The sequence below is a fragment of the Rhizobium sp. BK399 genome (assembly GCF_014194695.1).
Taxonomy (GTDB): Bacteria; Pseudomonadota; Alphaproteobacteria; order Rhizobiales; family Rhizobiaceae; genus Rhizobium.
The window spans coordinates 259,986-283,614 of sequence record NZ_JACIAH010000007.1 but is presented as its reverse complement, the minus strand read 5'-3'; the positions used below and the strand labels follow the sequence as shown (position 1 = coordinate 283,614).

The window sequence follows — 23,629 nt, the reverse complement described above, 5'->3', positions numbered from 1 at the left end:
TGAAAAGACGCCGGCACGGATTCCACGCGAGAACCCAATGCCTTCGAGCGCTTGCACCGTCCCTACGCCAGTATGAACTGGATCAGGTTCAACGGGTCACTGCGCGCGATAGCAGTATCTCAGCCCCTTGCCGGGACCCCCCTGGTGAATGCGAAAAGGTTAGAGCCAGAGCGGCAAAGCTGTCAAGCCAACTGCCGCAACTACATGGAAAGGTCCAGAGCGCGGCCTTCGAAGAGGCGGCTCTGCGAGCCCTCAAGATGGGCCTTCATCAAGGCTCGTGCGTCTTCCGCGCGGCCTTCGACGATCGCGAGGTAAATCTTGTTGTGTTCCTCGTAGACCTGCTCCAGGCCTTGACGCGGACCAAGAAGCGATAGGCCGTGAAGGTGCATGCCGACAGCGATGTGTGCCTTCAGGGCGTCGATCGAGGCTGTGTAGTAGTGATTGTTGGCGGCTTCGGTGACCGCACGATGGAACGTGAAATCGGCGTCGGTGCGATGAAGCTGGTGGCTGGTTGCCTCGCGCAGATCGGCAAGCGCAGCGGCAATCTTTTGGATCGCCGCCTCGTCGCGGCGCTTGGCAGCAAAGTAGGCGGCAGCAGGCTCGATCGTCAGGCGAAACTCATAGCAGCGCTGGATATCCGCGATCGTCTTGACCGGCGAATAGGAAAGTTGCGTGGTCGGCGAACCGTGGGCGCTGACAAAGGTTCCGGCTCCCTGACGGGCATAGACGATTCCCTGATCGCGCAGCCGTGCCAAGGCGTCGCGCACGATCGGGCGGGAGACGCCGAGCATCGACGCAAGTTCGTGCTCGCCGGGAAGACGCGAGTCCGGAGGATAGTTTCCTGAGCGAATGCGCTCCTGCAACTGATCAAAGACCCGATCGACCAGCTTCACGGCCTTGCCACGCTCCGGCTTGGCTGCCGGGGTCGTCTGGGCTTTCGCCGATACACCGCTTGCTTCGTCCACCTTCATTCTCCCCGCCGGCATTGCTTATGCCGCCTGATTCTGTGCAATCAGTCTTAGCAAACTATCAGAATTCCCAAAGCCCCCGGACTTCACCGCACAGCGCAGACGCAAGCCATCAGCAGTCGTAACGTCAAACCACGGAATCCCCGCCTCGATTTCGCCCTTCGGCATCAGGACCCGAATTCCAAGTTCACAAAATACCGCCAGCGCCGTGTCACCGCCCCCGACCATCAGCATTTCCGGGCGCGTGGCATCTATGACTGATTTTACGCCTTTCGCGAAGCGGTCGGCAACTGCTGCTGCATCGCTGGTTATTTCACCCGTGCAACGCAGAAGCAGGGGCAAGGTAAATTGCCCTTCGCGGGGCACTGCTCCGATAGGGGCATCAATGGTCGAAGTCAGGGCGCCAGACCCTTCCAGCTTGGTCATTTGTGCTGCCGTGATCGGATCGCGAGAGCCAAAGGCAAAGATGGTCTCGGATGATGCAGCAAGCGGTTTGCGTGGTCGGTCCGTCTGCCCGATCTTTCGGGCAAAGGCAGCACCCAAGCCGCGAGCGCCGACAGCAAGCGTCGTCCTCCACTCATACTCGCCAACCAGTCGGTCAAGGTCACTGTCAGTCTCGGCGTCTCGCACGAACACTTCGCCGTCATTTGCCTTGAAGAGCTCAGCAATCGGGATGGGTTCGGCTACGCCACGACCAAAGACATGGCCATCGCGGGTCAAGCGCTGCTGGTCGGGGATGGCAGGCGCCACAACGATGGCTCCGTGACCGAAAATTTCAGCCAAGGCAGCGCTTTCGGCTGCAACATTGCCCTTGAGACGGGAGTCTATCTTCTTCAGGACAATGCCCGGCGAGGCGGCAAGAAGAGCCTTCGCCGCAGCAGTGGCTCTTCTCGCCGCTTCCTCCCCCAGGAGAGCTCGTGAAGCTGTGTTGACCACAACCACGTTGCAGCCAGTCAGAAGCGCTTCGGGAATTGCATCCACATCGATTGCGACAGCGACGGATAGACCGGCATCGACAAACGGAGTGCCCGTGTCGAGCGCGCCGGTCAAATCGTCAGCGATGATCGCGACCTCAAGCGTCATGCGTTCGTTTCCGTGTTGACCGCATGGCAGGCGACGAGATGGCCGGGCCTTGCTTCCTTCCACTCGGGGATCATCTTGCTGCAGACCTCCATGGCGATCGGGCAACGGGTATGGAAGCGGCAGCCGGTCGGTGGACTAAGCGGGCTCGGCACATCGCCCTGCAGGATCTGGCGCTTGCGAGTACGCTCCAGCTCCGGATCGGTTTCCGGAACGGCGGAGAGCAGCGCTTTGGTGTAAGGGTGCAGCGGGTTCTCGAACAGCTCCTCGCGGGTCGCAAGTTCGGCAAGGCGACCGAGATACATGACGCCGACGCGTGTGCTGATATGGCGTACGACCGCCAGATCGTGGGCGATGAACAGATAGGTCAGCCCGTATTTTTCCTGCAGGTCGAGCAGCAGGTTGATGATCTGCGCCTGAATGGAAACGTCGAGAGCGGAGATCGCCTCATCGCAGACGATGAACTTCGGCTGACACGCCAACGCCCGGGCGATAACCACGCGCTGGCGCTGACCGCCGGAAAGCTCATGCGGATAGCGCTGCGCAAAACGGGTCGGCAGCCCGACGTCGGTCAGCAGCGTCGCGATCCTGTCCTTCAGTTCCGCCTTGGTGCAAAGCTTGTGGAACAGGATCGGCTCGCCGATTGCCTCGCCGATCGTCATTCGCGGGTTGAGCGTCGAGTACGGGTCCTGGAAGACGATCTGCAGGTCGCGGCGGAACGGCCGCATCTGCTTCTCATCAAGGGTCGCGAGATCCTGCCCCTTGTAGACGACCTTGCCTGATGTCGCCTTGTAGAGGTTGAGGATGGTAAAGCCGGTTGTCGACTTGCCGCAGCCGGATTCGCCGACAAGGGAAAGCGTCTCGCCTTCCATGATATCAAGGTTGACGTTGTCAAGCGCATAAACCGTCGCCGCACGCTCGCCGAAGGCGCCGAGCTTGACGTGGAAATGCTTGACGAGGTTTTCGACCTTGAGAAGCGGTTGTGCACCCATCACGCAGCCTCCTGCACTTTCTGGACAACGAAACAGGCGGCCCGATGATTCCCGGCTCCGGCGAGCGGCTCGAGCTTTGGCACGCGCTCATGGCACACGGGTTCGGCCAACGGACAGCGTGGCGCAAACGGGCACCCCTTCGGCCGGCGACCGGGCTCTGGTGGTGTGCCGCCGATTGAAGAAAGCCGGCTTGCCGGGGCGTCGGAAAGCTTGGGAATGGAGGCCAGAAGGCCGCGCGTATAGGGATGGCTGGGACGAGAGTAGAGTTCGTCCACCGGCGCATCTTCCACAACCGTGCCGGCATAGAGGACGGCGACGCGATCGACGAGACCAGCGATCAGCGCGAGATCGTGCGTGATCCAGACGACAGACATGCCGAGCTTGGCACGCAGATCCTTCACCAGATCGACGATCTGGGCCTGGATGGTCACATCGAGCGCGGTCGTCGGTTCGTCAGCAATCAAGAGCTTCGGATTGCAGGCAAGGCCGATGGCGATCATGACGCGCTGGCGCATTCCGCCCGAAAGCTCGTGCGGATAGGCCTGCAGCCGCTCTTCCGGCCCCGGAATGCCAACGAGCCGCAGCAGTTCGACAGCCCGCTGGCGGGCCTGCGCCTTGCTCATCTTGCGGTGATAGATCAGCGGTTCGCAGATCTGGTCGCCGATGCGCATCACGGGGTTCAGCGATGTCATCGGATCCTGGAAAACGAAGCCGATGTCGCCGCCGCGGACCTTGCGCAGTTCCTTGTTGGACATCTTCTGAAGGTCGTTGCCGTCGAAGCTCGCGGAGCCCTTCGTCACCTTGATCTTGTTGGGCAGGAGCCGCATCAGGCTGAGCATGGTCAGGCTCTTGCCGCAGCCGGATTCGCCGACGACGCCGAGCGTCTCGCCCTTGTTGACGTGTAGGTCGATGCCGTCGACAACGACGGCAGGGCCATTGCGTCCGTCGATCTCGACGGTGAGACCGCGCACATCGAGTAGGCGTTCATTGGATTTGGTTGTGTTCATCACTTGCTGCCCCGCGGATTGAGTGCGTCGTTGAGGCCATCGCCGAGGAAGCTGAAAGCAACCGAGGCAAGGCCAAGAACGGCTGCCGGTGCGGCGAGGAGATGCGGATAGTGCTGCCAGACGCGCAGGCCATCCGAGATCATGTTACCCCAGCTGGGGGTCGGCGGATTGACGCCGACGCCGAGGAAGCTGAAGGCGCTCTCCAGAACCATGGCGGTGCCGAGGCCAGCACTGACGGAGACGATGAGTGGTCCGAGCGCGTTTGGCACGACGTAGCGCTTCATGATCACCCAGTTGGAGAGGCCAAGCGCCTGTGCCGCGGTGATATAGGGGCGGCTGCGGATCGACAGCACCTGAGCGCGCACGAGGCGGGCATAGGGCGGCCAGGAGATCAGCGCCATCGAGCCGAAGACGAGGAAGAAATCGACCCAAATGGTCTGGCGGTAGAATGGATTGAGGGTTGCCATGTACTGGGCCTCCATCCATTTTGCGATCGGCGTTTTCAGCGAAGCGTTGATGACGACGACGAGCAGCAGATTCGGCACCGACATGGTCACGTCAGTCAGCCACATGATGGCGCTGTCGAACGGGTTGCCGAAGAAGCCGGCGATGGCACCGAGCACGAGACCGATCGCAACCGCGATGAAGGTCACGACGATAGCAACCAGGAAGGCCGTGCGCGTTCCGAAGACGACGCGGCTGAAAACATCCCGACCTAGATCATCGGTACCGAACAGGTGGTGAAGTGACGGAACCGCGTTTCGCGCCTGCAGATCCTGCGTCAGATAGTCGTAAGGCGTCAGGTATGGACCGAAGATTGCGGTGAAACCGAGGATCAGCACGACAACCAGACCGAAAAGGGCAAGCTTGTTGCGCTTCAGACGGTACCAGGCGTCACGCCACAGGTTGACCGGCGGCTCTTCCTGCGTTGCTTCGATCGTGGAGAGAGGGATGGCGGACATGGTCAGCGGCTCCTTCTTGCATCGTTGGCGCGCGGATCAAGCAGCGGATAAAGCACATCGACCAACAGGTTCGAGGCCATGACCAGGAAGGAACCGATCAGCGTGATCGCCAGGATGACGGGATAGTCAGAATTGGTCAGCGCCTGCACCGTCAGGCGCCCGAGGCCCGGCAGGCCGAAGACGAGCTCGACGAAGATCGCCCCGTTGACGATCGTGATCATGATCAGGCCGAGCTGAGTGACGACAGGCGTCAGCACCGGGCGCAGGATGTGGCGCAAAGCGACGACGATCTCAGGCACGCCCTTGGCGCGGGCCGTCCGGACGAAATCCTCGGACAGGACTTCGATGACCGCAGCGCGCGTCTGGCGAACGATCAGTGCGATCGGCTGGAACGACAATACGAGCAGCGGCAAGAGGATGCGCACGTCGAACACGCCGCCCCAGCCATAAGGCACCTTGATCATCGGCAGCAGCACGATGAGCGCGACCATCAGCAACGGACCGGCGACATAGGCAGGGATCGCCCAGAGAAAGAGCGCGCTGCCCAGGATCGTGTAGTCGAGTCGCGTGTTCTGGTTGAGTGCCGCGATCATGCCGAGCGGAATGGCGACGACAGCGGTCAGAATGATGGAACAGAGCGCGAGTTGGAAGGAAACCGGTGCCGCAGCCGAAACCATGGCCCAGACCGAACGGCCCGAAGTCAGCGAATTGCCGAACTGGCCATGCAGAAGATTCCAGATGTAAAAGCCGAACTGCTCGATGAACGGCTTGTTGAGGCCGGCGCTCTCGCGGATGGCTTCGATGCGCTGTGGGTTATAGGCAACATCGCCGGGTGCGCGCAGAAAGATCAACTTGATCGGATCGCCGGCGCCGTAGAAAGCCAGCGCGTAGACGGCCAGCATGACGATCAGCACGGACGGAATCCAGATGGCAAACCGGGTTAGCACGTAGCGTAACAAGGTCATCTCCCACCGGTTGGCAGACACCTTTCCGCATCAAGGCGGACATGCGATGTCTTCTTGAAACTTGCGCGAAGGCCCTGCGGTCTTCGCGCGGTTGCTAATTTGCCAGAAGGCTATCTATTCGGGACGTTCGACAGCTCAGCCGACGGAAATGTCCCAGGGCGCGACGACCTGCCAGTCGAGGTTCTTTTCCATGCCCTTGACCTCCTTGGTGGCCCAGCGCGACATCGCCTGAGAATACCACGGAATGAACGCCCAATCCTCGCGGAACGCCTTCTGCGCATCTTGGGCGAGCTTGACGCGTTGCGGATCGTCGGCGGCCTTCGTGGCCGCTTCCGCAAGGGCCGCGTCGACCTTCTCGTTCTTGTATCCGCCAAGCTTGTTCTGCGCGTTCGATGAGGTCGAAGCGATGCAGCCCGCAAGATAGGAAACGGCGTCCGGAACACGCGTGCCGACGTCGTCACGGAAGATCTGTACCGCGTTCTGGTCCGGACCTGCGTAGGAGTCCTGCTGCGGCTTCATGTCGACGGCGGTGATGCCGAGATTCTGGCGCCACTGCTCGGCAATGAACTGGGCCGCAGCTTCGATGGCCGGCGCGGAAATGCCGACGAACAAGATCTTCGGCAGACGCTCGGGGCCGCCATAGCTCGACTCGGCGAGCAGCTTCTTGGCGGCTGCCGGATCGTACGGATAGGGCTCGAAGCCGGAATTGTCGGCGCCGGGCACGGAATTGAGGATCTGATCCGCCTTCTTGTGCGGTCCATCCGGGTAGGAAGCCTTGAAGAGACCGTCGCGGTCGATCGCCATGATCAGCGCCTGGCGAACCTTGGGGTCGTCCATCGGGGCACGAGTGACGTTGAACCAGAAGTGCTGGCTGGTCGGGATCAGCGGGCCGGAGGAGAATTCCGGACCGAGGTCCTGGATAATGGTGGAGGTCACGAGCTCGGTGTGAGCGTTGAACTCGCCCGAATTGATCAGCGAGGTCGCGGTGACGTTGTCTTCCACCGACGTGATTTCGATGCGCGCCAGCTTCGGCTTCGGCCCGAAGAAATTCTCGTTCGGTTCGAAGACCAGCTTGCCGGCGTCGATGTCGAGGCTGGTCAGCTTGAACGGGCCGGAGAAAACGGGCTTGCTGTCAGGCTTGTACCAATCGGCAACTTCCTCGCCGTCACTGCCGCGCGACTGCGCCGCCTTGGTGATGGGAGCAATGTGGTTGGCAAGGCGCATGAAGAAGATCGGGTCGACTTCCGTCAGGGTGACGACAACCGTGCCTTCATCAGGCGTTGCAACGCCCGTCAGTTCGTTGCCGGAACCGCCGCTGATTTCCTTATAGCCCTGAACCTTGCTCAGCACTTGGTCGGCGCGCTGGCTCTTCGTGTTGGGCATGGAAGCAACTTCCCAGGAGCCCTTGACATCAGCCGAGGTGATCTTGCTGCCGTCGGAGAAGACGGCCTTGGGGTCGATCTTGAAGGTCCAGACCTTGTTGTCAGGCGAGTCCCAGCTGGTGAAGACATATGGCTTGATCTTGCCTTCGCTATCGAAATACATCGGCGAAGCCCACCAGATCGAGTTCCAGCGGAACGGGCGTCCGCCGCCGCGCAGCGGTGACCAGTCTTGGTCGAACGCCGGATGCGCGGCCTTGAGAACCTGTCCCTCATCGGCGAACACGATCCGGGCGTTCATCCCGAATACGGTGAGGCCAACGCCAGCGGCGAGGCCGAGCTTCAAAGCCTCGCGGCGTGACATCTGCGTTCCCTGCGCAGATTTCCCTTCATTGCGGTCAGTCATAGTGTCCTCCCATGGCAAAATTGATGGCGTCTCCACTTTCCACTCTATCCCGAAAGTGCATCACGACATGGCGCAGACACTCGCTCGATAATGTAAATATGTCAACTAAAATTAATCCATGCCTCGAGCTTGAGGAAGATCTAAAATATTTTATTTCGCGTTTTCAGTTAGTTGCAAATATCACAAGCCGCTGTCGCATATTGTCATATTGACAACATCTGCTGTGAGGAAGATGAAAACCGCATCTCGCGGGCTCGAGTTCCCGCCTTGGCCGCCAGCTGTGCGGCGTTCATCCGAGGAGGACGATATGAACGATTACAAGATTTCAGGCGTATTCAGCGCGGCGGCGACCCCGCTCAATGCGGACGGCAGCCCGGACCTGGACCTTTTCACCGAGCACTGCCAACGCTTGTTGCGGGAAGGATGTCACGGCGTAGCGCTGCTTGGCACGACCGGTGAGGCGAATTCCTTCTCCTCCGGCGAGCGTCGGTCGATCCTTGAGGCAGCCCTCAAGGCAGGCGTGCCCGCCGACAAGCTGCTTCCCGGTACTGGTGTCGTTGCCATTCCGGAAACGGTGGAGTTGACCAAGCATGCGCTCTCTCTTGGCGTGACAAAGGTCGTGATGCTGCCGCCCTTCTATTATAAAGGCGTATCCGACGACGGGTTGTTTGCTGCCTATTCGCAGGTTTTGGAAAAGATCGGCGATGTCAGGCTGCAGGTCATTCTCTATCATATCCCGCAAGTCTCAGGCGTTCCGCTTTCGATCCCGTTGATCGGCAGGCTGATCGAAGCATTCCCGAACACGGTCGTCGGAATCAAGGAATCCGCAGGTGATTTCAATAACATGCAGGCGATCATCGCCGCTTATCCGGGCTTTTCCGTGCTGGCCGGAGCTGATCCACTGCTCTTGCCGCTCCTGAAGGCGGGAGGTGCGGGCTGCATCACGGCAACCTCCAACCTCGTCGCGGACTCGCTGCGCACCGTATACGACAAGGTCCACGATGAGGCGTGTGCCGGCGAGGTCGAGATTGCCCAAGCTCGCATCAATGCCTATCGAACGCTCTCTAACTCCTATGTCCAGATTCCGACGATCAAGGCAATGGTGGGTCTCAAGACCGGTAACGCAGCCTGGCGGCGGACCCGTGCGCCGTTGATGCCAATCAGCGACGCCGACTATGCGGCGCTTTCCGAAGCCTATGCCAAGCTGCCGTGAGGGATGGAACATGAGCTTTACAGGTTTGCCGCCCGAGGCGGTTCCGGCGTTGATGACCGGAGACATCGCCGAGCAGTCCGCCGAGAAGGGTCGCGCTGAAGCGTATCTACCCTCTCCCTGTATCCAGAATCACGCGGCCAATCTCGCATTTCTGCCAGATGGAACCCTGACTTGCGTTTGGTTCGGAGGCACGATGGAGGGAATGGGTGATATCTCCATTTACATGTCGCGACTGGCGACGGGAGCGGCGGGCTGGTCGCAGCCGGAGAAGATGTCGGACGATCCGGCGAAATCCGAACAAAATCCTTTAGTTTTCAATGCGCCAGACGGAAAAGTCTGGTTACTTTATACCTCGCAGACCTCGGGCAACCAGGACGGCTCGATTGTAAAATGTCGTATCTCGGAGGATGGCGGAAAAACCTTCGGAGAGGTGCGCGTTCTCTGTGATATTCCGGGCACGTTCGTGCGCCAGCCGATCATCGTCAATCGCACTGGCACCTGGCTGTTGCCGGTCTTTCGCTGCATTGGATTGCCCGGAGAACGCTGGACGGGAGACGTCGATACGGCGGGCGTGCTGATCTCGCGCGACGCGGGCAAAAGCTGGGTCATGACGGAGGTCCCGGATAGTATCGGCGCGGTTCACATGAATATCGTGCCGATCGACGGCGACAACCTTGTGGCCTTCTATCGCAATCGATTTGCCGAATCGGTCTTGTCCAGCCGCTCGAGTGATGGCGGCGCACATTGGAGCGCGCCTCGGCCGATTGATCTGCCGAACAACAACTCGTCGATCCAGGCGACGCGACTGGAAAACGGCATGATCGCAATGGTTTACAACCATTCCAATGCCTCGACCTCGGATGCTCGGCGCCAGTCGCTTTACGATGAGATCGAAGGCGACGAGGGGACAAAGGTGGCGCCGGTGCAAACAAGCGAGCGACGCAAGGCCGTCTGGGGCGTCCCTCGCGCGCCGCTCAGCCTTGCCCTCTCCGGTGATGGCGGCGTGAGCTTTCCCCGACGTGTCGATCTTGATACCGGTGACGGATATTGCTTGAGCAACAATTCGAAAGACTCGGTGAACCGTGAGTTTTCCTACCCCTCGATTATTCAAGGAGCGGATGGCGTGGTGCATGTCGCCTACACTTATTATCGCCGTGCCATAAAATACGTGCGGCTTTCCGCCGATGCGATAGCGTAACACCTTCATAGGTTGTCAGTTGTGAATTTCCTCGATCCGATTCCACTTCTTGACGGAAGAAGTGGGTCGGATCGCGCGCTCATTTAACAACTTCCCGTTTTCTTATGGCCATTCGGCTCCAACTCCACCTCAATGACCTCAATTTCAGGCTATTGTCATTTTTATTTGCAAAATCAACGATCTGGACGCAAAATTTGGATGGATTGGCGTGCGATGTGATTGGCAAAAGCACGATTTCCTCGTCGCGGGCGATCTGACTGCTTGCCAAATGCAGTAGCTTTGTATAACAAATTTACATCTTATGCGACGGAGATAAGTCGCCAGCACTTGCACGGAGGAGTGGTCCAGTGGTCAGCTTGGATTCGCCTATCACAATCGTCCGGCCGCACCTGATCGAGTTCGGCGTCGGCACGGCAGAGCGGCTCGGCAAGTGGGCCAACGAGAAAGGCTACAGCAGGATTCTCGTTATCTCCGACGCCTTCAACGCGACGCGCGTCGATACGCTTGCCCTCAAGGGCGACGTCACGGTGTTTGCCGATGTAACCCCAGAGCCGGATACTGCCAATCTCGACAAGGTGTTGGCCGTGGCAAATGCAGCAGACGCCCAACTGGTGGTTGGCTTCGGCGGCGGCAGTGCCATGGACCTTGCCAAGCTTGCCGCAGTGCTTGCCGGTTCCTCGCAGACATTGCATGAAGTTGTCGGGCCGAACAAAGTCAGGGGGCCGCGCCGCGTTGCGCTAGCTCAGGTGCCGACGACATCAGGCACCGGCAGCGAGGCCGGCATCAGGGCCCTCGTCACCGACCCCACGACGATGGCCAAGCTTGCCGTCGAGAGCATGCACATGCTGGCCGATATCGCGGTTGTCGATCCGGCGCTGACCTTCAGCGTGCCTGCGCGCACGACCGCGGCAACCGGGGTCGACGCGATGGCGCACTGTGTCGAGGCTTTCACCAATCGCAAGGCGCATCCGATGATCGACCTTTATGCGATCGAAGGAACGCGGCTGGTCGGCAAGTATCTTGCTCGCGCCGTTCAGGATGGCTCCGACGCCGAGGCGCGTGCCGGCCTGGCGCTTGCCTCCCTGTATGGCGGCTTCTGTCTCGGCCCGGTCAATACCGCTGGTGGTCACGCTCTCGCCTATCCGCTCGGTACGCGTTGGCATGTGGCGCACGGCGCGGCAAATGCGCTGATCTTCCCTCATGTGCTCGCCTTCAATACGCCGGCGGTGCCTGAGAAGACCAATATCATCATGGAAGCATTGGGTCGCCAGACTTCAGGCCATATCGAATCTGTTTTCGATGCCGCCTATTCCTTTTGCGCCGAACTCGGGATTGAAATGAAACTCTCTGGCCTCGACGTGCCGGAAAGTGATCTGGATGCGATGGCTGACGATGCCTTTGCGATCCGTCGCCTGCTGGACAACAACCCGCGCGACCTGTCGCGCGCCGATATCCGCTCGATCTACCAAGCCGCTTTTTGAGGCCGCTTTCATTCAAAGAGGACCGTGAGTGATGGACAGGAATGCGAAAGTTGCCGTGACGCTCGGCGATCCGGCCGGTGTCGGCCCCGAGGTGATTGTCAAGGCGCTTGCCACGATGCCGGAGCAGGAGCGTCGCGATTTCGTCATCGTCGGCAACACGGAAGCGCTCGAGCGCGCCAATCGCGCCGCCGCAACCGGGCTTTCCTTCGCGCCGGCGGATGCAGCTGGCGCGGGCAAGATTGCCGTCGACGAGGTCGAGCTTGGTGCGCCGCTGCCTGAGATCGGCAAGGTCAGTCCAGTCGCGGGTGACGCGTCGGTGCGCTACATCAGCCGTGCCGTCGATCTTGCGATGTCAGGCAACGCCGATGTCATCGTTACCGCGCCGATCAATAAGGAAGCGATGAATCTCGCCGGCCATCACTATGACGGCCACACCGGCCTGCTGGCGCATCTCACCGGTTCGAAGAGCTCGTTCATGCTGCTCGCTTCGGAGCGGCTGAACACCATCCACGTTTCTACCCATATCTCGCTGAAGGGCGCTATCGAACGCGCCAAGACCGAGCGCGTTCTCGCAACGATCGAGGCGGGGCACAATCATTTCATGCGCCTTGGCAGAAAGGCGCGGATCGCGGTTGCCGGTCTCAACCCGCACTGCGGCGAGAACGGCCTGTTCGGCACCGAGGATAGTGAATTCCTCGCGCCTGCCGTCGAACTGGCGCAGGCGAAGGGCATCGATGTCGTTGGTCCGATCTCGGCCGACACGGTCTTTGCGCGTGCCTATAATGGTGCCTTCGATCTTGTTATCGCGCAGTATCACGACCAGGGCCATATTCCGATCAAGCTCATCGCATTCGACACGGCGGTCAACGTCTCACTCGGCTTGCCGATCGATCGCGTGTCCGTCGACCACGGCACGGCCTTCGATATTGCCGGCACGGGCAAGGCAAACCACGTGAATATGCTTTCAGCCATCGCCTATGCGCGGTTGATGGCGCGGTCTCCACGCCGGCGGGCGGCTTAGCGCGTCGGTTCTTGCGGGGTTGTTGGCCGTGCCGTGGTGTGCCGCCTGCTGCTTTGCTCGCTGGAGGAGTTGAGCGAATGGAAAAGACTGTTGTCATTCTTGGTGGCGAATTGGCGCCCGAAGGCCGGGCGCTTTTGGAAAATGCCGGAGTACGCGTCATCTCCACGCCGCCCTACATCGACCGGCAGGCCGTCATTGAGGTTATGAAAGCCCACAAGCCGGATGCAGTCATCGTGCGTCTGCTCGCCGACTTGCTTGGGGCTGAGGAAATGCAGGCGGGGGGAAGGCTCCGACACATCGCCAAGCACGGGGTCGGAACGAACGACATCGACGTGAAGGCGGCCGCAGCGCTCGGCACCCCCGTGTCGATGACGACGGGAAGTAACGGACACTCGGTCGCCGAGCATGCGCTCGCGCTGATCATGGCGCTCGTCAAGGACTTGCCGCGCCAGGACAGGCTCATCCGGGACGGTATTTGGGACAAGAACCAATATAACGGGCGCGAGTTGCGCGGCCAGCGGCTTGGTCTTGTCGGGTTTGGCTTCATCGGCCAGACGCTCGCCCGTATGGCGGGCGCCATCGGCATGATCGTCTCGGCCTTCGATCCACATACGCCCGGTCACGCGTTTCACGATGGGGTCACCCGCGAAACCGACCTGGATACACTCATTGCGAACTCCGACATTGTCAGCCTCCACTGTCCGTTGACGCCGGAGACACAAAACCTCATCGATGCTCGTCGCATCAGGCTGATGAAGCGGGGCGCGCTATTGATCAACACGGCGCGAGGCGAAGTGGTCGACGAGAAGGCATTGATTTCCGCGCTTGAAGATGGGCACCTCGCCGGGGCCGGTTTGGACAGTTTCGCCGTCGAGCCGCCCGGCATCGACAATCCCTTATTCCGACTGCCGAACACGCTGGTGACCCCGCACGTCGCCGGCGTCACCCTCGACGCGAAACGCGCCGTGTCGATCATGTCTGCCGAGAACGTGCTTGCGGCGTTCGATGGCAAGACATTGGAACCCCGCTTTCTCGCGCGCTGACCGGCTCGCTGCCGCCAAATGATGGAGAACAACATGGGCGAGGCTCCCGATATCCGCTATGCACCGGATACGTTGCGCATGTTTGCGCAGTCCTTGTTTGGCGCCGCCGGACTTGAGGAGGAAAAGGCGGGCGCCGTTGCGCACTATCTCGTCGAAGCCGATTTGATGGGCCACACGACGCATGGCCTGGCATTGGCCGGCTGGTATCTGCAAAGCATCGCCGATGGTGTGATGAACCGTGAGGGCGTGCCGGATATTCTGTCGGATCGTGGTCCAGCCGTTGCCTGGCGTGGGCGCCGCCTTCCCGGTGCGTGGCTGACATCCGAAGCGGTGAAACTCGCCTGCGAGCGCGCTGCCACCTACGGCACAGCCACGATCGCGATCGCCGACAGTCATCATATCGGTTGTCTCGCCGCCTATCTCACCATCGCCACGGATCGCGGCTACATGGTCAGCATCGCAAGCTCCAGCCCATCCGGTGGACAGGTCGCGCCTTTCGGCGGACGAAAGGGTGTCTATACTCCCAACCCGGTTGCCCATGGCATCCCAACGCCCGGCGATCCCATCCTGATCGATATCAGCGCTTCGATCACGACGGTCAACATGGCGCAGCGGTTGGTGCGCGAGGGCCGGCAATATGAGCACGAGTGGCTGATGGATGAGAACGGCGAGCCCAGCCGTGATCCGCGGGTGATCGACCGTGGCGGCACGCTTATGCCGGTGGGAGGGCTCGATCATGGCCAGAAGGGCTATGGCATGGCGCTTCATGTCGAGGCCTTCACGCAGGGGCTTGGCGGTCTTGGGCGTGTCGACGAATTGAAGGGGACAAACGCGGCAGTCACCGTCCAGGTTTTCGACCCTGAAGCTTTTGGTGGCCGCGATGCCTTTCTACGGCAGACGGGCTGGCTTGCCGAGGCATGCCGCAGCAATCCCCCGCGACCGGGTGTTGCGCGCGTTCGGCTGCCGGGAGAAAACGGGCTGGCCCGCAAGCGCGAGGCTCTCGCTGAAGGGATCATGCTCCACCCCAATATCATGACCTCACTTGCGCCGCATGCCGAACGGCTAGGGGTGGCCACCCCCTAGTCTCGGGCGCTTGTCTTGTCCCCGAAAAAGCACGGGGAGAGTTCGATCGAACCATTTCGATCAGCGCTGTGACCCGCTAAATGTTTACAAACGGTAAACAGGGCGAGGGAAGAGATGAGGAGCTTTGCAGGCGGACTGACAGCGGCTCATTTGGAGCAAATGCTGGCACCCTACATTGCCGACCGGCAGGCCGAAACGGTTCGCGACAACGCCGAGCAGCGGGATGAGCGCGACCTTGCGCTGGCAAAGAAAGCCGCGGAAAATGCCTGGACGTCGCCCGCAACTAAAATCCGCTGACCGCCCTTCGAGGATCTAAGGACCGACCATACCGGTATTGCGGAAAGGGCAGGAACGCGGGTGGCATGGTCGCCGCGATCATGGGACAGGCAAAGTTGTTGGGCCTGGAGGCTAAACAGAAACTTTAGATTATCCATAAGTCATCATCACTACCAACGCGTGTTCTTGAGCTTTCCGTTTCGGAGTGGGAGGCGCAGTTTGCGGTCGGGCGAGGACCAAACGCGCAGTAGCCCAACTGACGACATCCAGCTACCACTACAAGAGGTGAGATTTTCGCGGAGCTTGGATGATGACGGACGACACCTCTATTGCGCAGCAATCACGCAACCTTCCGATGGCTTTAGGTGGTGGAGGTGTCATCGGCGCATTCGCTGGACTGATCGGCCTCGGTGGTGGTCAGTTTCGCTTGCCCCTTTTGATTGGCCTTTTCAATTTTCCGGCTTTGGAAGCAATCATTCTCAACAAGGCCATGAGCCTCGTTGTCGTTGCATCGGCATTGCTGTTTCGGGCGGCAACGGTTCCTTTCGGCACGATTGCGGCAAGCTGGCCTATCATCGTCAATCTCCTCGCCGGAAGCCTTTTAGGCGCATGGTTCGGAGCGGGTTTGGCTACGCGTCTAAAGTCCGACACGTTGTACAAAGTCATCGCCATTCTGCTCGTAGAATTCGCGATCGTGTTGGTAGTTGGGCGTGACGTAGCGGCTGGGCAGCCGCTTCTGACGGGGGGCGCGCAACTGGTCGCGGGGGTCCTCGCGGGCTTCGTCATCGGGACAGTTGCCTCGCTGCTTGGTGTGGCGGCCGGTGAACTTCTAGTCGCGACTTTGGTGATATTATTCGGGGCAGACATCAAGCTAGCTGGCTCTATCTCCCTTGCAGTGAGCCTGCCGACAATGCTTGTCGGTTTCACGCGCTACAGCCGCGACCAAAGTTTTTCCGTTCTTGGGCGCAACCGGCTTTTCCTGCTCGTCATGGCAGCTGGGTCGATCGTCGGAACTTTCATCGGCGGCAAGCTGCTCGGCATCGTGCCCAACGCTTTCCTGCTCCCAGCTCTTGCTTTGATCCTGCTGGTTTCCGCCCTCAAGGTCTGGCGACACCGCTAGTTCCGACAAAGCCCTGTCTCCCCCGTAAGGAATCTAAATCTAAGAGTAAGCGCCCACCAGCGCCGGAACCTGACACCCCCGAGCAGTAGTAAGAAGGGGTTGATTGGCTCCCGCCCCTGCGGGGGGGGGCTTCGGCGGGATGGGGGCGGCGTTGTTAAAAGGAGCCCCCTTCCCACAAAGAAACCGTGCCGATAAAATCCCCACCCGTCGTGACCTTGTTCTTCCATGACATGGCTCCATTCGGCCACAGAAGCCCGGCAGCGCAAGCAAGGTATAGCCCGTCGTGAGTCGGTTGGGTACTGAGGTGCCGTTACGCTGCGCCGTCTTTCCGGTGGCGACACGGCCAAAAGCCCGAATTGGCTCCTCGACAAGCGAGGTCTTAAGATGTTGACTTATTCGAGGAAATTTGGAGCGGGCGAAGGGATTTGAACCCTCGACCCCAACCTTGGCAAGGTTGTGCTCTACCCCTGAGCTACACCCGCTCAATCCGCACCGGTCCGGGGTAGTTGTGAGGACCGTGGGCGCCACCTTGCGGCGACGGGCGCTATATCGCCCAAACGATTTTCAAATGCAACAGGGAAATGACGGAATTTCGAAGAAAAATTTCCGGGCCTCGTTCGAAGACATCGGAAGTGCCGCAAATGCAGGGCCAAGCGTCAACCACGAACATTGCAAAAGGCGATCGCGGACCGTAATCAGGCACCTTGTCGCTCTCAGACCCACGGATTTTACGATGACCGATGTGACGCCGAAGACCAGAAATGACCTTTTTGCTTTCCTTGACGGCCTGGAGATAAAGCACAGCACCAAGGATCATGCGCCGGTCTTCACGGTCGCCGAATCGGTGGCACTGCGCGATGAAATTCCCGGGGGCCACACCAAAAATCTCTTTGTGAAGGACAAGAAAGATCAGTTCTTCCTGCTGACGGTAGAAGAGAATGCAGCTGTGGATCTGAAAACGGTGCATACGCTGATCGGCGCTTCCAGCAAGGTCTCATTCGGGAAACCGGAAAAGCTGATGGAGTATCTGGGCGTTGTTCCGGGGGCGGTTACGGCTTTTGGGGCCATCAACGATACAGGCGGACATGTCACATTCGTTCTCGATGCCGATCTGATGAAGGATGAGATCATCAACTGTCATCCGCTGTCGAACGATGCCACGACATCGATTGCCAGCAGCGACCTTATTCGCTTTATGGAAGCAACAGGACACAAGCCGCTTGTCTTGAAAGTGACGTCCTGACATACGATTTTAGCGCTACACAAGCCGGCTGACCGGCACGGCGGGAGATATCCATGAGCGGCAACGACAATCCTTACAGCAATTCCTTGGGCCAGATGACGGCAACGGCAAACTACGGGGCAGCGCCGGCACCCGGCGCGGGCGGCTATATCAAGGATACGACGACTGCGAATTTCACGAAGGATGTCATTGAGGAATCGCGCAACCAGCCGGTTCTCGTCGATTTCTGGGCACCGTGGTGCGGTCCCTGCAAGCAGCTGACGCCGGTCCTGGAAAAGGTCGTCAACGAAGCGCAGGGGCGCGTCAAGCTGGTCAAGATGAACATCGATGACCATCCCTCGATTGCCGGGCAGCTTGGTATCCAGTCGATCCCGGCCGTGATCGCCTTCGTTGGCGGTCGCCCCGCCGATGGCTTCATGGGCGCAGTGCCAGAGAGCCAGATCAACCAGTTCATCGATCGGATCGCCGGTCCGGCCGGCGCCGACCAGGCGGCAGAAATCGAGGGCGTTCTCAAGGAGGCCGACGAGCTGCTGGCTTCAGGCGATATCAACGGTGCCGCGCAGCTCTATGGTGCTGTCATGCAGGCCGATCCCGAGAATGCCAAGGCGTTGGCGGGAATGGCGGAGTGCATGATAGCCGCCGACCAGCATGAGCGTGCGCGCGAGGCGCTAACCGAACTGCCGGAGGAAATGGCGAAGGATCCGGCCATCCAGGCGGTCTCGAAGAAGCTCGATCAGATCGAGGAGGCGCGCAAGCTCGGCGATCCCGTAGCCCTGGAGCAGGAGTTGGCGCGAAATCCCGACGATCATGAAGCGCGTTTGAAGCTTGCCAAGATCCGCAACGTCGAGGGCCGGCGTGAGGAGTCGGCAGATCACCTGCTTTACATCATGCGCAAGGACCGTGGCTTCGACGACGACGGCGCGCGGCGCCAGTTGCTGCAGTTCTTCGACGTCTGGGGCTTCAAGGATCCGGCTACGGTTTCGGCACGCCGCAAGCTTTCGGCGATGCTGTTTTCGTAATTCAGACTCCAGTTTCGATTCGTCGCCCTTGCGTTTTTAGAGGCGGGCACCACATTTCCGTTTGTGCGGGCGTGTCGCGCCCGCCGGTAATGCAGGACCAGTCTCTATGCAAGTGGGGAATGCACGATATCTGAAACCCGGTGATCTGCCTGATACGATCGCGGTCTTTCCGCTGGGCGGTGCGCTGCTGCTGCCGACAGGGCAGTTACCTCTCAATATTTTCGAGCCGCGCTATCTTGCCATGTTCGATGCGGCCTTATCAGGCAATCGATTGATCGGCATGGTCCAGCCCGCGCTGGGCGACCAGGAAGGGCAGGGCGAGGCTAATCTGGCGCCGGTTGGGTGCCTCGGACGCATCACTTCTTTTGCCGAGACCGGCGACGGTCGCTACATCGTGTCCCTGACTGGCATTTGCCGTTTTCGGCTGCTGGAGGAGCGGGAAACCCACAATCCGTTCCGAACCTTCCGCATTGCGCCGTTCATTGCTGATCTTTCGGCACGCGACGAGGAAGATGCGGTTGATCGGACCGCGCTTCTGGCCGCCTTCAAGGCCTATCTCGATGCGAACAAGCTCGAGGCGGATTGGGAAAGTGTCGAGCGCGCCAGCAATCTGACGCTCGTCAACTCGCTGGCGATGATGTCTCCGTTTGGACCGGCGGAGAAGCAAGCGCTACTGGAGGCACCGGATCTGAAAACACGCGCGGAAACACTGATCGCGATCACCGAGATCGTGCTGGCACGCGTCTTCGGTGACTCGGACACCGTTCTGCAGTAAAGCTGAGACATGGACGAAAAGCTCAGCCGCGTTGACCCGAAACTGCTGGAACTATTGGTATGCCCCCTGACCAAGGGCCGGCTAACATACGATCGCGAGCACAATGAACTCGTGTCGGAGAAGGCGCGTCTCGCCTATCCGATCCGTGACGGCATTCCGATCATGCTGGTCTCCGAGGCGCGCGGGCTGGACGACTGACTAGATCGTCTGTCCCGCGAGCAGGCGGGGGTTGTCCTTGGCGGTCGTGCCGGCTGCCTGCCCGATAAAGAACGATTTGAGGCCTGGCAGCCGATCGACGATCCCGAGGCCAAAGTCGCGGGCGATACGCAGTGGCCCTACGTCGTTCGAGAAAAGCCGATTCAGCACATCGGTGGTGACGCCCATCCGGAAGGTGTCAAAGCGTCGCCACGCCTGGTAGCGCTCCAGTATGTTGATCGAGCCGATATCAAGGCCAAGCCGATCGGCCTCGACGACGGTTTCGGCAAGGGCGGCGACATCCTTGAAGCCGAGGTTGAGGCCCTGACCTGAAATCGGATGAATACCATGCGCCGCATCGCCGGCGAGCGCCACACGTGGAGCTACGAAAGCCCGTGCAAGCGTCAGCCCCAGCGGGAAGGCGCGTTTGTCGCCGGCAACCCTCAATGCACCGAGCTTGTGACCGAAGCGGCGCTCCAGCTCTTCCTCGAAAATCAGATCGTCGGATGTGACGAGACGGTTTGCCTCCGGCGTCGGCTCAGTCCAGACGAGCGAGGAACGGTTGCCTTTCAGGGGCAGGATGGCGAACGGTCCGGACGGAAGGAAATGCTCTTCCGCGCAACCGTGATGCGGGCGCTCATGCTCGACAGTCGTGACAATCCCGGACTGCCCATAGTCCCAGGAGACGGTCTTGATGCCCGCCAGGTCCCTGAGGTGTGAACGGACGCCGTCGCAGGCGACGACCAGCCGGGCTTCCTGCACGCTACCATCCGCGGCGGTGACTGTCGCATGCGTATCGGCAATGGAGAGGCCGGTCGCGCTAAAGCCGTGATGAATTTCGATCCCAAGCCGTTCACATACGCCACGCAGCGCCCGGACGAGCACGACATTCGGAATCATATGTGCGAACGGCCGTCCATCCTCCACCTCGCCATCGAAGGTCAGGAAGACCGGACGTACGGGATCCGATGTCTTGGAATCGGTGACGATCATCTTGCTGATCGGCTGAGCGTCGGGCTCGATCTCATCCCAGATGCCGAAAACCCCGAGCATCCTGGTCGCGGCGGCGATAATGGCCGAGGCGCGCATGTCCTTCTGCCATACGCCGGCAGGGGCAGCCTCGACAACCGCGACATCGAGGTGAGGTGCTGCCTGCTTGACCGCCACGGCCGCGGAAAGCCCCACATAACCCGCGCCTACAACCAGCATGTCCCGCATGGATTCCGTTCCGTTTCTTGTGAATATCGTATTGATCTATATAGATCATCGCTGCCGTACTTCCTACCGCCCGGAGCCGTACAAAATGACGCGTGACACCGAAAAGCCGACTGCGATGGAGACCCTGCTTTCTACGCTGGATCTCGAAGCGATCGAGGTCGACATCTTTCGGGGTCGCAGCCCGCAGGTTGGCTGGCAGCGCGTCTTCGGCGGTCAGGTCATCTCGCAGGCCTTGATGGCGGCACAGCGCACGGTGGAGCGCGACAGGATCGTGCATTCGCTGCACGCCTATTTTATGCGACCGGGCGATCCCTCCGTGCCGATTGTCTATCAGGTGGAAAGGATTCGCGACGGGTCGAGTTTCAATACGCGCCGGGCCGTCGCCATCCAGCATGGAAAAGCGATCTTCGCCCTGTCGGCCTCGTTTCAGATCGAGGAACCTGGTTTCGATCATCAGATCGTCATGCCCGACGTGCCCGTTCCGGAAAAGCTTCTCGATGAGCGGCAGATCGCGGCCCAGTTTCTAGCCAACGCGCCCGCGCCGATTCGGAAATACTGGGAGCGCGAGCGGCCGATCGAGATTCGCCCGATATCGCTCACGCACTATTTCTCTGACAAGAAGCTCGATCCGGTGCAGCATGTTTGGGTTCGGGCGACGGGGCCAGTTCCCGACGATGGGCACTATCAGGCAGCCATTCTTGCCTACCTCTCCGACATGACCCTGCTCGATACGTCGCTCCATCCGCATGGAACGTCGATTTTCGATCAGAGCATCCAGGTGGCCAGCCTTGATCATTCGATGTGGTTCCATCGGCCTACCAAACTCGATGATTGGCTTCTCTACACCCAGGACAGCCCCTCGGCTTCCGGTGCCAGGGGGCTCACCCGCGGTAGCCTGTTTACGAGAGACGGTGTCTTGATTGCGTCGGTGGCGCAGGAGGGGCTGATTCGTAAACGGGCAATTGAATAAATCGTAGGCATATTCATTCATTTGAACATTTTTTGAGCGATTATTGGGCAATCAATTGCCCGTTTATTAGCGCCGTTATAAATAACATATACTTTTCAATCTATTAGATCGCCAGATCGAATCTGGCACGTCCTTTGAATGTCTAGTCTCGGTCGCTGTTCGTGAACGTCAGCGGCAAGGAGAGTCGGCTCCGTGCCGAGGATAACGAAGGATGGGAAACCAGATGAAAATTGTGATGGCCATTATCAAGCCGTTCAAGCTGGATGAGGTGCGCGAAGCCCTCACGGCGATCGGCATCCAAGGCCTGACCGTGACCGAAGTGAAGGGCTACGGGCGCCAGAAGGGACATACTGAAATTTATCGCGGCACCGAATATGCGGTCAGCTTCCTGCCGAAGCTCAAGATCGAGATCGCGGTCGCCTCCGAACTCGTCGACAAGGCTGTCGAAGCCATCGCCTCATCTGCCAAGACCGGCCAGATCGGTGACGGCAAGATCTTCGTCTATTCGATCGACCATGCCGTGCGCATTCGCACCGGCGAAACCGACACAGAAGCGCTGTAAGAGCCGCAGAGCAAGGGAGCCTGTTTCAATGTCAATTTCGAAGTTTTCTTCCACCTATGCGCGGCTTGCTGCTGCGTCGGCTGCGCTGCTCGCGCCAGTCGTCGCTTTCGCGCAGGATGCAGCTGCTCCTGCAGCCGCCGCTGCTGCTCCTGCGATGACGGTCGACAAGGGCGACAATACCTGGATGATGATCTCCACGGTTCTCGTCCTGCTGATGACGATCCCGGGCCTCGCCCTCTTCTACGGCGGTCTGGTTCGCGCCAAGAACATGCTCTCCGTTCTCATGCAGGTCTTCATGATCACGGCAGTGGTGATGATCATCTGGGTGACCTACGGCTACTCGCTCGCGTTTACGGACGGCGGCTCGCTTAACAGTTTCGTCGGCGGCTTCTCGAAGGCTTTCCTCGCAGGCGTCGACACGACCACTCTGTCCGAAACATTCACAAAGGGCGTTGCCATTCCGGAGCTGACCTACGTTTGCTTCCAGATGACCTTCGCCTGCATCACGCCTGCCCTGATCGTCGGCGCTTTCGCCGAGCGCATCAAGTTTTCGGCCGTCATGCTGTTCGTCGTTCTGTGGGTCACCTTCGTCTACTTCCCGATGGCACACATGGTCTGGTTCTGGGGTGGTCCGAGCTCCTACACTTCGGCGTCGGGTCTGATCTTCTCCTACGGCGCACTTGACTTCGCCGGCGGTACGGTCGTCCACATCAATGCCGGTATCGCCGGTCTGATCGGGGCCATCATGCTCGGCAAGCGCACCGGCTATAAGAAGGAAATCATGGCTCCGCACTCCATGACCCTCACCATGGTCGGCGCATCGCTTCTGTGGGTTGGTTGGTTCGGCTTCAATGCCGGCTCGAACCTCGAAGCCAACGCCTATGCCTCGCTCGCGATGATCAACACCTTCGTCGCAACGGCTGCAGCGGCTGTGTCCTGGTGCCTCGTCGAAAACTTCACTCGCGGCAAGGCGTCGATGCTCGGCGCAGCTTCAGGTGCCGTCGCTGGCCTGGTTGCCGTTACGCCGGCAGCAGGTTTCGCAGGCCCGATGGGTTCAATCGTCCTCGGCCTCATCGTTTCGCCGGTTTGCTACTTCTTCGTCGACGTCGTGAAGAACAAGTTCAACTATGACGACTCGCTCGATGTCTTTGGCGTGCATTGCGTCGGTGGTATCCTCGGCGCCATCGGCACTGGCATCCTGGTCAATCCGGCGCTCGGCGGCGCAGGCATCGTCGATTACTCGACGGCCGACTTCGCGGCCAGCTATCCGGGTACCGCGACGCAGGTTTTCGCCCAGCTGAAGGGCGTCCTGACGACGATCGCATGGTCGGGCATCGGTTCCTTCATCCTCTACAAGATCGTTGATGTCGTCATCGGTCTGCGCGTCTCTGTCGAAGCGGAGCGCGAAGGTCTCGACCTCGCAACCCACGGCGAAGCCGCGTACCATTCGTAG

At 60.0% G+C, this 23,629-nt stretch carries 23 protein-coding genes, 1 tRNA gene and 1 riboswitch; of the genes, 15 read left to right on the top strand and 9 right to left on the bottom strand.

The features are described from left to right. Nucleotides 1-41: 41 nt before the first annotated feature. Nucleotides 42-153: riboswitch (TPP riboswitch) on the bottom strand. Nucleotides 154-200: 47 nt separating this feature from the next. The 7 genes from FHT97_RS17340 to FHT97_RS17310 all read right to left on the bottom strand — a co-directional run bounded on the left by FHT97_RS17340 (nt 201) and on the right by FHT97_RS17310 (nt 7,759). Then, entirely contained in the window at nt 201-971 is a 771-nt protein-coding gene (locus FHT97_RS17340; protein ID WP_183755105.1) for a FadR/GntR family transcriptional regulator, read from the bottom strand. An 18-nt stretch (nt 972-989) separates the two neighbouring features. Further along, nucleotides 990-2,051, bottom strand: coding sequence for a four-carbon acid sugar kinase family protein (locus FHT97_RS17335; protein WP_183863774.1), 1,062 nt, complete (start codon nt 2,049-2,051; stop codon nt 990-992). Next, the gene (locus tag FHT97_RS17330) at nt 2,048-3,040 is read right to left on the bottom strand and encodes an oligopeptide/dipeptide ABC transporter ATP-binding protein (RefSeq protein WP_183863773.1); all 993 of its coding nucleotides are present in this window, start codon (nt 3,038-3,040) and stop codon (nt 2,048-2,050) included. The genes FHT97_RS17335 and FHT97_RS17330 overlap by 4 nt, the downstream gene beginning before the upstream one ends. After that, nucleotides 3,040-4,047, bottom strand: a complete 1,008-nt coding sequence (locus FHT97_RS17325; RefSeq protein WP_183863772.1) for an ABC transporter ATP-binding protein — start codon at nt 4,045-4,047, stop codon at nt 3,040-3,042. Before FHT97_RS17325 ends, FHT97_RS17330 begins: the two co-directional genes overlap by 1 nt. Further along, nucleotides 4,047-5,009, bottom strand: a complete 963-nt coding sequence (locus FHT97_RS17320) for an ABC transporter permease (RefSeq protein ID WP_016556690.1) — start codon at nt 5,007-5,009, stop codon at nt 4,047-4,049. The genes FHT97_RS17325 and FHT97_RS17320 overlap by 1 nt, the downstream gene beginning before the upstream one ends. Nucleotides 5,010-5,011: 2 nt before the next feature. Beyond that, nucleotides 5,012-5,968: an ABC transporter permease gene (locus FHT97_RS17315; protein ID WP_183755109.1), complete on the bottom strand. Its 957-nt coding sequence runs from the start codon at nt 5,966-5,968 to the stop codon at nt 5,012-5,014. Between the two features lie 141 nt (nt 5,969-6,109). After that, nucleotides 6,110-7,759, bottom strand: a complete 1,650-nt coding sequence (locus FHT97_RS17310; protein WP_183755110.1) for an ABC transporter substrate-binding protein — start codon at nt 7,757-7,759, stop codon at nt 6,110-6,112. Between the two features lie 307 nt (nt 7,760-8,066). Between FHT97_RS17310 and FHT97_RS17305 the strand changes: the two genes are divergently transcribed. The 8 genes from FHT97_RS17305 (at nt 8,067) to FHT97_RS17270 (ending at nt 16,194) form a co-directional block, all read left to right on the top strand. After that, nucleotides 8,067-8,972 carry a dihydrodipicolinate synthase family protein gene (locus FHT97_RS17305; RefSeq protein WP_183863771.1) on the top strand — a complete coding sequence of 302 codons (906 nt, stop codon included), beginning with the start codon at nt 8,067-8,069 and terminating at the stop codon, nt 8,970-8,972. A gap of 10 nt (nt 8,973-8,982) precedes the next feature. Beyond that, the gene (locus FHT97_RS17300) at nt 8,983-10,170 is read left to right on the top strand and encodes an exo-alpha-sialidase (protein WP_183863770.1); all 1,188 of its coding nucleotides are present in this window, start codon (nt 8,983-8,985) and stop codon (nt 10,168-10,170) included. Between the two features lie 347 nt (nt 10,171-10,517). Continuing rightward, a complete protein-coding gene (locus tag FHT97_RS17295; RefSeq protein ID WP_183863769.1) occupies nt 10,518-11,651 on the top strand; it encodes an iron-containing alcohol dehydrogenase in 1,134 nt (377 codons plus the stop codon). Between the two features lie 31 nt (nt 11,652-11,682). After that, complete coding sequence (gene pdxA / locus FHT97_RS17290) at nt 11,683-12,672, top strand: 4-hydroxythreonine-4-phosphate dehydrogenase PdxA (protein ID WP_183863768.1); 990 nt, start codon at nt 11,683-11,685, stop codon at nt 12,670-12,672. A 77-nt stretch (nt 12,673-12,749) separates the two neighbouring features. Beyond that, complete coding sequence (locus FHT97_RS17285) at nt 12,750-13,715, top strand: hydroxyacid dehydrogenase (protein ID WP_183863767.1); 966 nt, start codon at nt 12,750-12,752, stop codon at nt 13,713-13,715. Nucleotides 13,716-13,748: 33 nt separating this feature from the next. Then, complete coding sequence (locus FHT97_RS17280; RefSeq protein WP_183863766.1) at nt 13,749-14,798, top strand: Ldh family oxidoreductase; 1,050 nt, start codon at nt 13,749-13,751, stop codon at nt 14,796-14,798. Between the two features lie 114 nt (nt 14,799-14,912). Next, nucleotides 14,913-15,095, top strand: a complete 183-nt coding sequence (locus FHT97_RS17275) for a hypothetical protein (protein WP_183863765.1) — start codon at nt 14,913-14,915, stop codon at nt 15,093-15,095. Between the two features lie 289 nt (nt 15,096-15,384). Then, nucleotides 15,385-16,194, top strand: a complete 810-nt coding sequence (locus FHT97_RS17270) for a sulfite exporter TauE/SafE family protein (protein ID WP_183863826.1) — start codon at nt 15,385-15,387, stop codon at nt 16,192-16,194. A gap of 407 nt (nt 16,195-16,601) precedes the next feature. Here FHT97_RS17270 and FHT97_RS17265 read toward each other — a convergent pair. Continuing rightward, nucleotides 16,602-16,676: transfer RNA gene (locus FHT97_RS17265), tRNA-Gly, on the bottom strand. A 251-nt stretch (nt 16,677-16,927) separates the two neighbouring features. Here FHT97_RS17265 and FHT97_RS17260 point away from each other — a divergent pair. The 4 genes from FHT97_RS17260 to FHT97_RS17245 all read left to right on the top strand — a co-directional run bounded on the left by FHT97_RS17260 (nt 16,928) and on the right by FHT97_RS17245 (nt 19,429). After that, entirely contained in the window at nt 16,928-17,437 is a 510-nt protein-coding gene (locus FHT97_RS17260) for a prolyl-tRNA synthetase associated domain-containing protein (RefSeq protein ID WP_183755118.1), read from the top strand. A 53-nt stretch (nt 17,438-17,490) separates the two neighbouring features. After that, nucleotides 17,491-18,456 carry a thioredoxin gene (trxA, locus tag FHT97_RS17255; protein ID WP_183863764.1) on the top strand — a complete coding sequence of 322 codons (966 nt, stop codon included), beginning with the start codon at nt 17,491-17,493 and terminating at the stop codon, nt 18,454-18,456. A gap of 106 nt (nt 18,457-18,562) precedes the next feature. Continuing rightward, the gene (locus tag FHT97_RS17250) at nt 18,563-19,231 is read left to right on the top strand and encodes an LON peptidase substrate-binding domain-containing protein (RefSeq protein WP_016556679.1); all 669 of its coding nucleotides are present in this window, start codon (nt 18,563-18,565) and stop codon (nt 19,229-19,231) included. A gap of 9 nt (nt 19,232-19,240) precedes the next feature. Further along, complete coding sequence (locus FHT97_RS17245) at nt 19,241-19,429, top strand: Trm112 family protein (RefSeq protein ID WP_007794429.1); 189 nt, start codon at nt 19,241-19,243, stop codon at nt 19,427-19,429. Here the strand turns inward: FHT97_RS17245 and FHT97_RS17240 are convergent, their stop codons facing one another. Next, nucleotides 19,430-20,644: a ubiquinone biosynthesis hydroxylase gene (locus tag FHT97_RS17240; RefSeq protein WP_183863763.1), complete on the bottom strand. Its 1,215-nt coding sequence runs from the start codon at nt 20,642-20,644 to the stop codon at nt 19,430-19,432. Nucleotides 20,645-20,729: 85 nt separating this feature from the next. On the opposite strand from FHT97_RS17240, the gene tesB reads away from it, so the two are divergent. From tesB to FHT97_RS17225, 3 genes are all read left to right on the top strand, one after another. Continuing rightward, on the top strand, nt 20,730-21,614 hold the full coding sequence (gene tesB / locus FHT97_RS17235; RefSeq protein WP_183863762.1) for an acyl-CoA thioesterase II: 885 nt from the start codon (nt 20,730-20,732) through the stop codon (nt 21,612-21,614). Nucleotides 21,615-21,825: 211 nt separating this feature from the next. After that, a complete protein-coding gene (locus FHT97_RS17230; RefSeq protein WP_019280527.1) occupies nt 21,826-22,176 on the top strand; it encodes a P-II family nitrogen regulator in 351 nt (116 codons plus the stop codon). A gap of 28 nt (nt 22,177-22,204) precedes the next feature. Further along, complete coding sequence (locus FHT97_RS17225) at nt 22,205-23,629, top strand: ammonium transporter (protein ID WP_183863761.1); 1,425 nt, start codon at nt 22,205-22,207, stop codon at nt 23,627-23,629.

Coding starts and splice junctions, on each gene's coding strand:
- FHT97_RS17285 (WP_183863767.1), top strand. CDS start 12,750: ATGGAAAAGACTGTTGTCATTCTTGGTGGCGAATTGGCGCCCGAAGGC.
- FHT97_RS17325 (WP_183863772.1), bottom strand. CDS start 4,047: ATGAACACAACCAAATCCAATGAACGCCTACTCGATGTGCGCGGTCTC.
- FHT97_RS17310 (WP_183755110.1), bottom strand. CDS start 7,759: ATGACTGACCGCAATGAAGGGAAATCTGCGCAGGGAACGCAGATGTCA.
- FHT97_RS17270 (WP_183863826.1), top strand. CDS start 15,385: ATGACGGACGACACCTCTATTGCGCAGCAATCACGCAACCTTCCGATG.
- FHT97_RS17320 (WP_016556690.1), bottom strand. CDS start 5,009: ATGTCCGCCATCCCTCTCTCCACGATCGAAGCAACGCAGGAAGAGCCG.
- FHT97_RS17260 (WP_183755118.1), top strand. CDS start 16,928: ATGACCGATGTGACGCCGAAGACCAGAAATGACCTTTTTGCTTTCCTT.
- FHT97_RS17245 (WP_007794429.1), top strand. CDS start 19,241: ATGGACGAAAAGCTCAGCCGCGTTGACCCGAAACTGCTGGAACTATTG.
- trxA (WP_183863764.1), top strand. CDS start 17,491: ATGAGCGGCAACGACAATCCTTACAGCAATTCCTTGGGCCAGATGACG.
- pdxA (WP_183863768.1), top strand. CDS start 11,683: ATGGACAGGAATGCGAAAGTTGCCGTGACGCTCGGCGATCCGGCCGGT.
- FHT97_RS17250 (WP_016556679.1), top strand. CDS start 18,563: ATGCAAGTGGGGAATGCACGATATCTGAAACCCGGTGATCTGCCTGAT.
- FHT97_RS17240 (WP_183863763.1), bottom strand. CDS start 20,644: ATGCGGGACATGCTGGTTGTAGGCGCGGGTTATGTGGGGCTTTCCGCG.
- FHT97_RS17305 (WP_183863771.1), top strand. CDS start 8,067: ATGAACGATTACAAGATTTCAGGCGTATTCAGCGCGGCGGCGACCCCG.
- FHT97_RS17275 (WP_183863765.1), top strand. CDS start 14,913: ATGAGGAGCTTTGCAGGCGGACTGACAGCGGCTCATTTGGAGCAAATG.
- FHT97_RS17225 (WP_183863761.1), top strand. CDS start 22,205: ATGTCAATTTCGAAGTTTTCTTCCACCTATGCGCGGCTTGCTGCTGCG.
- FHT97_RS17330 (WP_183863773.1), bottom strand. CDS start 3,040: ATGGGTGCACAACCGCTTCTCAAGGTCGAAAACCTCGTCAAGCATTTC.
- tesB (WP_183863762.1), top strand. CDS start 20,730: ATGACGCGTGACACCGAAAAGCCGACTGCGATGGAGACCCTGCTTTCT.
- FHT97_RS17340 (WP_183755105.1), bottom strand. CDS start 971: ATGAAGGTGGACGAAGCAAGCGGTGTATCGGCGAAAGCCCAGACGACC.
- FHT97_RS17280 (WP_183863766.1), top strand. CDS start 13,749: ATGGGCGAGGCTCCCGATATCCGCTATGCACCGGATACGTTGCGCATG.
- FHT97_RS17300 (WP_183863770.1), top strand. CDS start 8,983: ATGAGCTTTACAGGTTTGCCGCCCGAGGCGGTTCCGGCGTTGATGACC.
- FHT97_RS17335 (WP_183863774.1), bottom strand. CDS start 2,051: ATGACGCTTGAGGTCGCGATCATCGCTGACGATTTGACCGGCGCGCTC.
- FHT97_RS17230 (WP_019280527.1), top strand. CDS start 21,826: ATGGGAAACCAGATGAAAATTGTGATGGCCATTATCAAGCCGTTCAAG.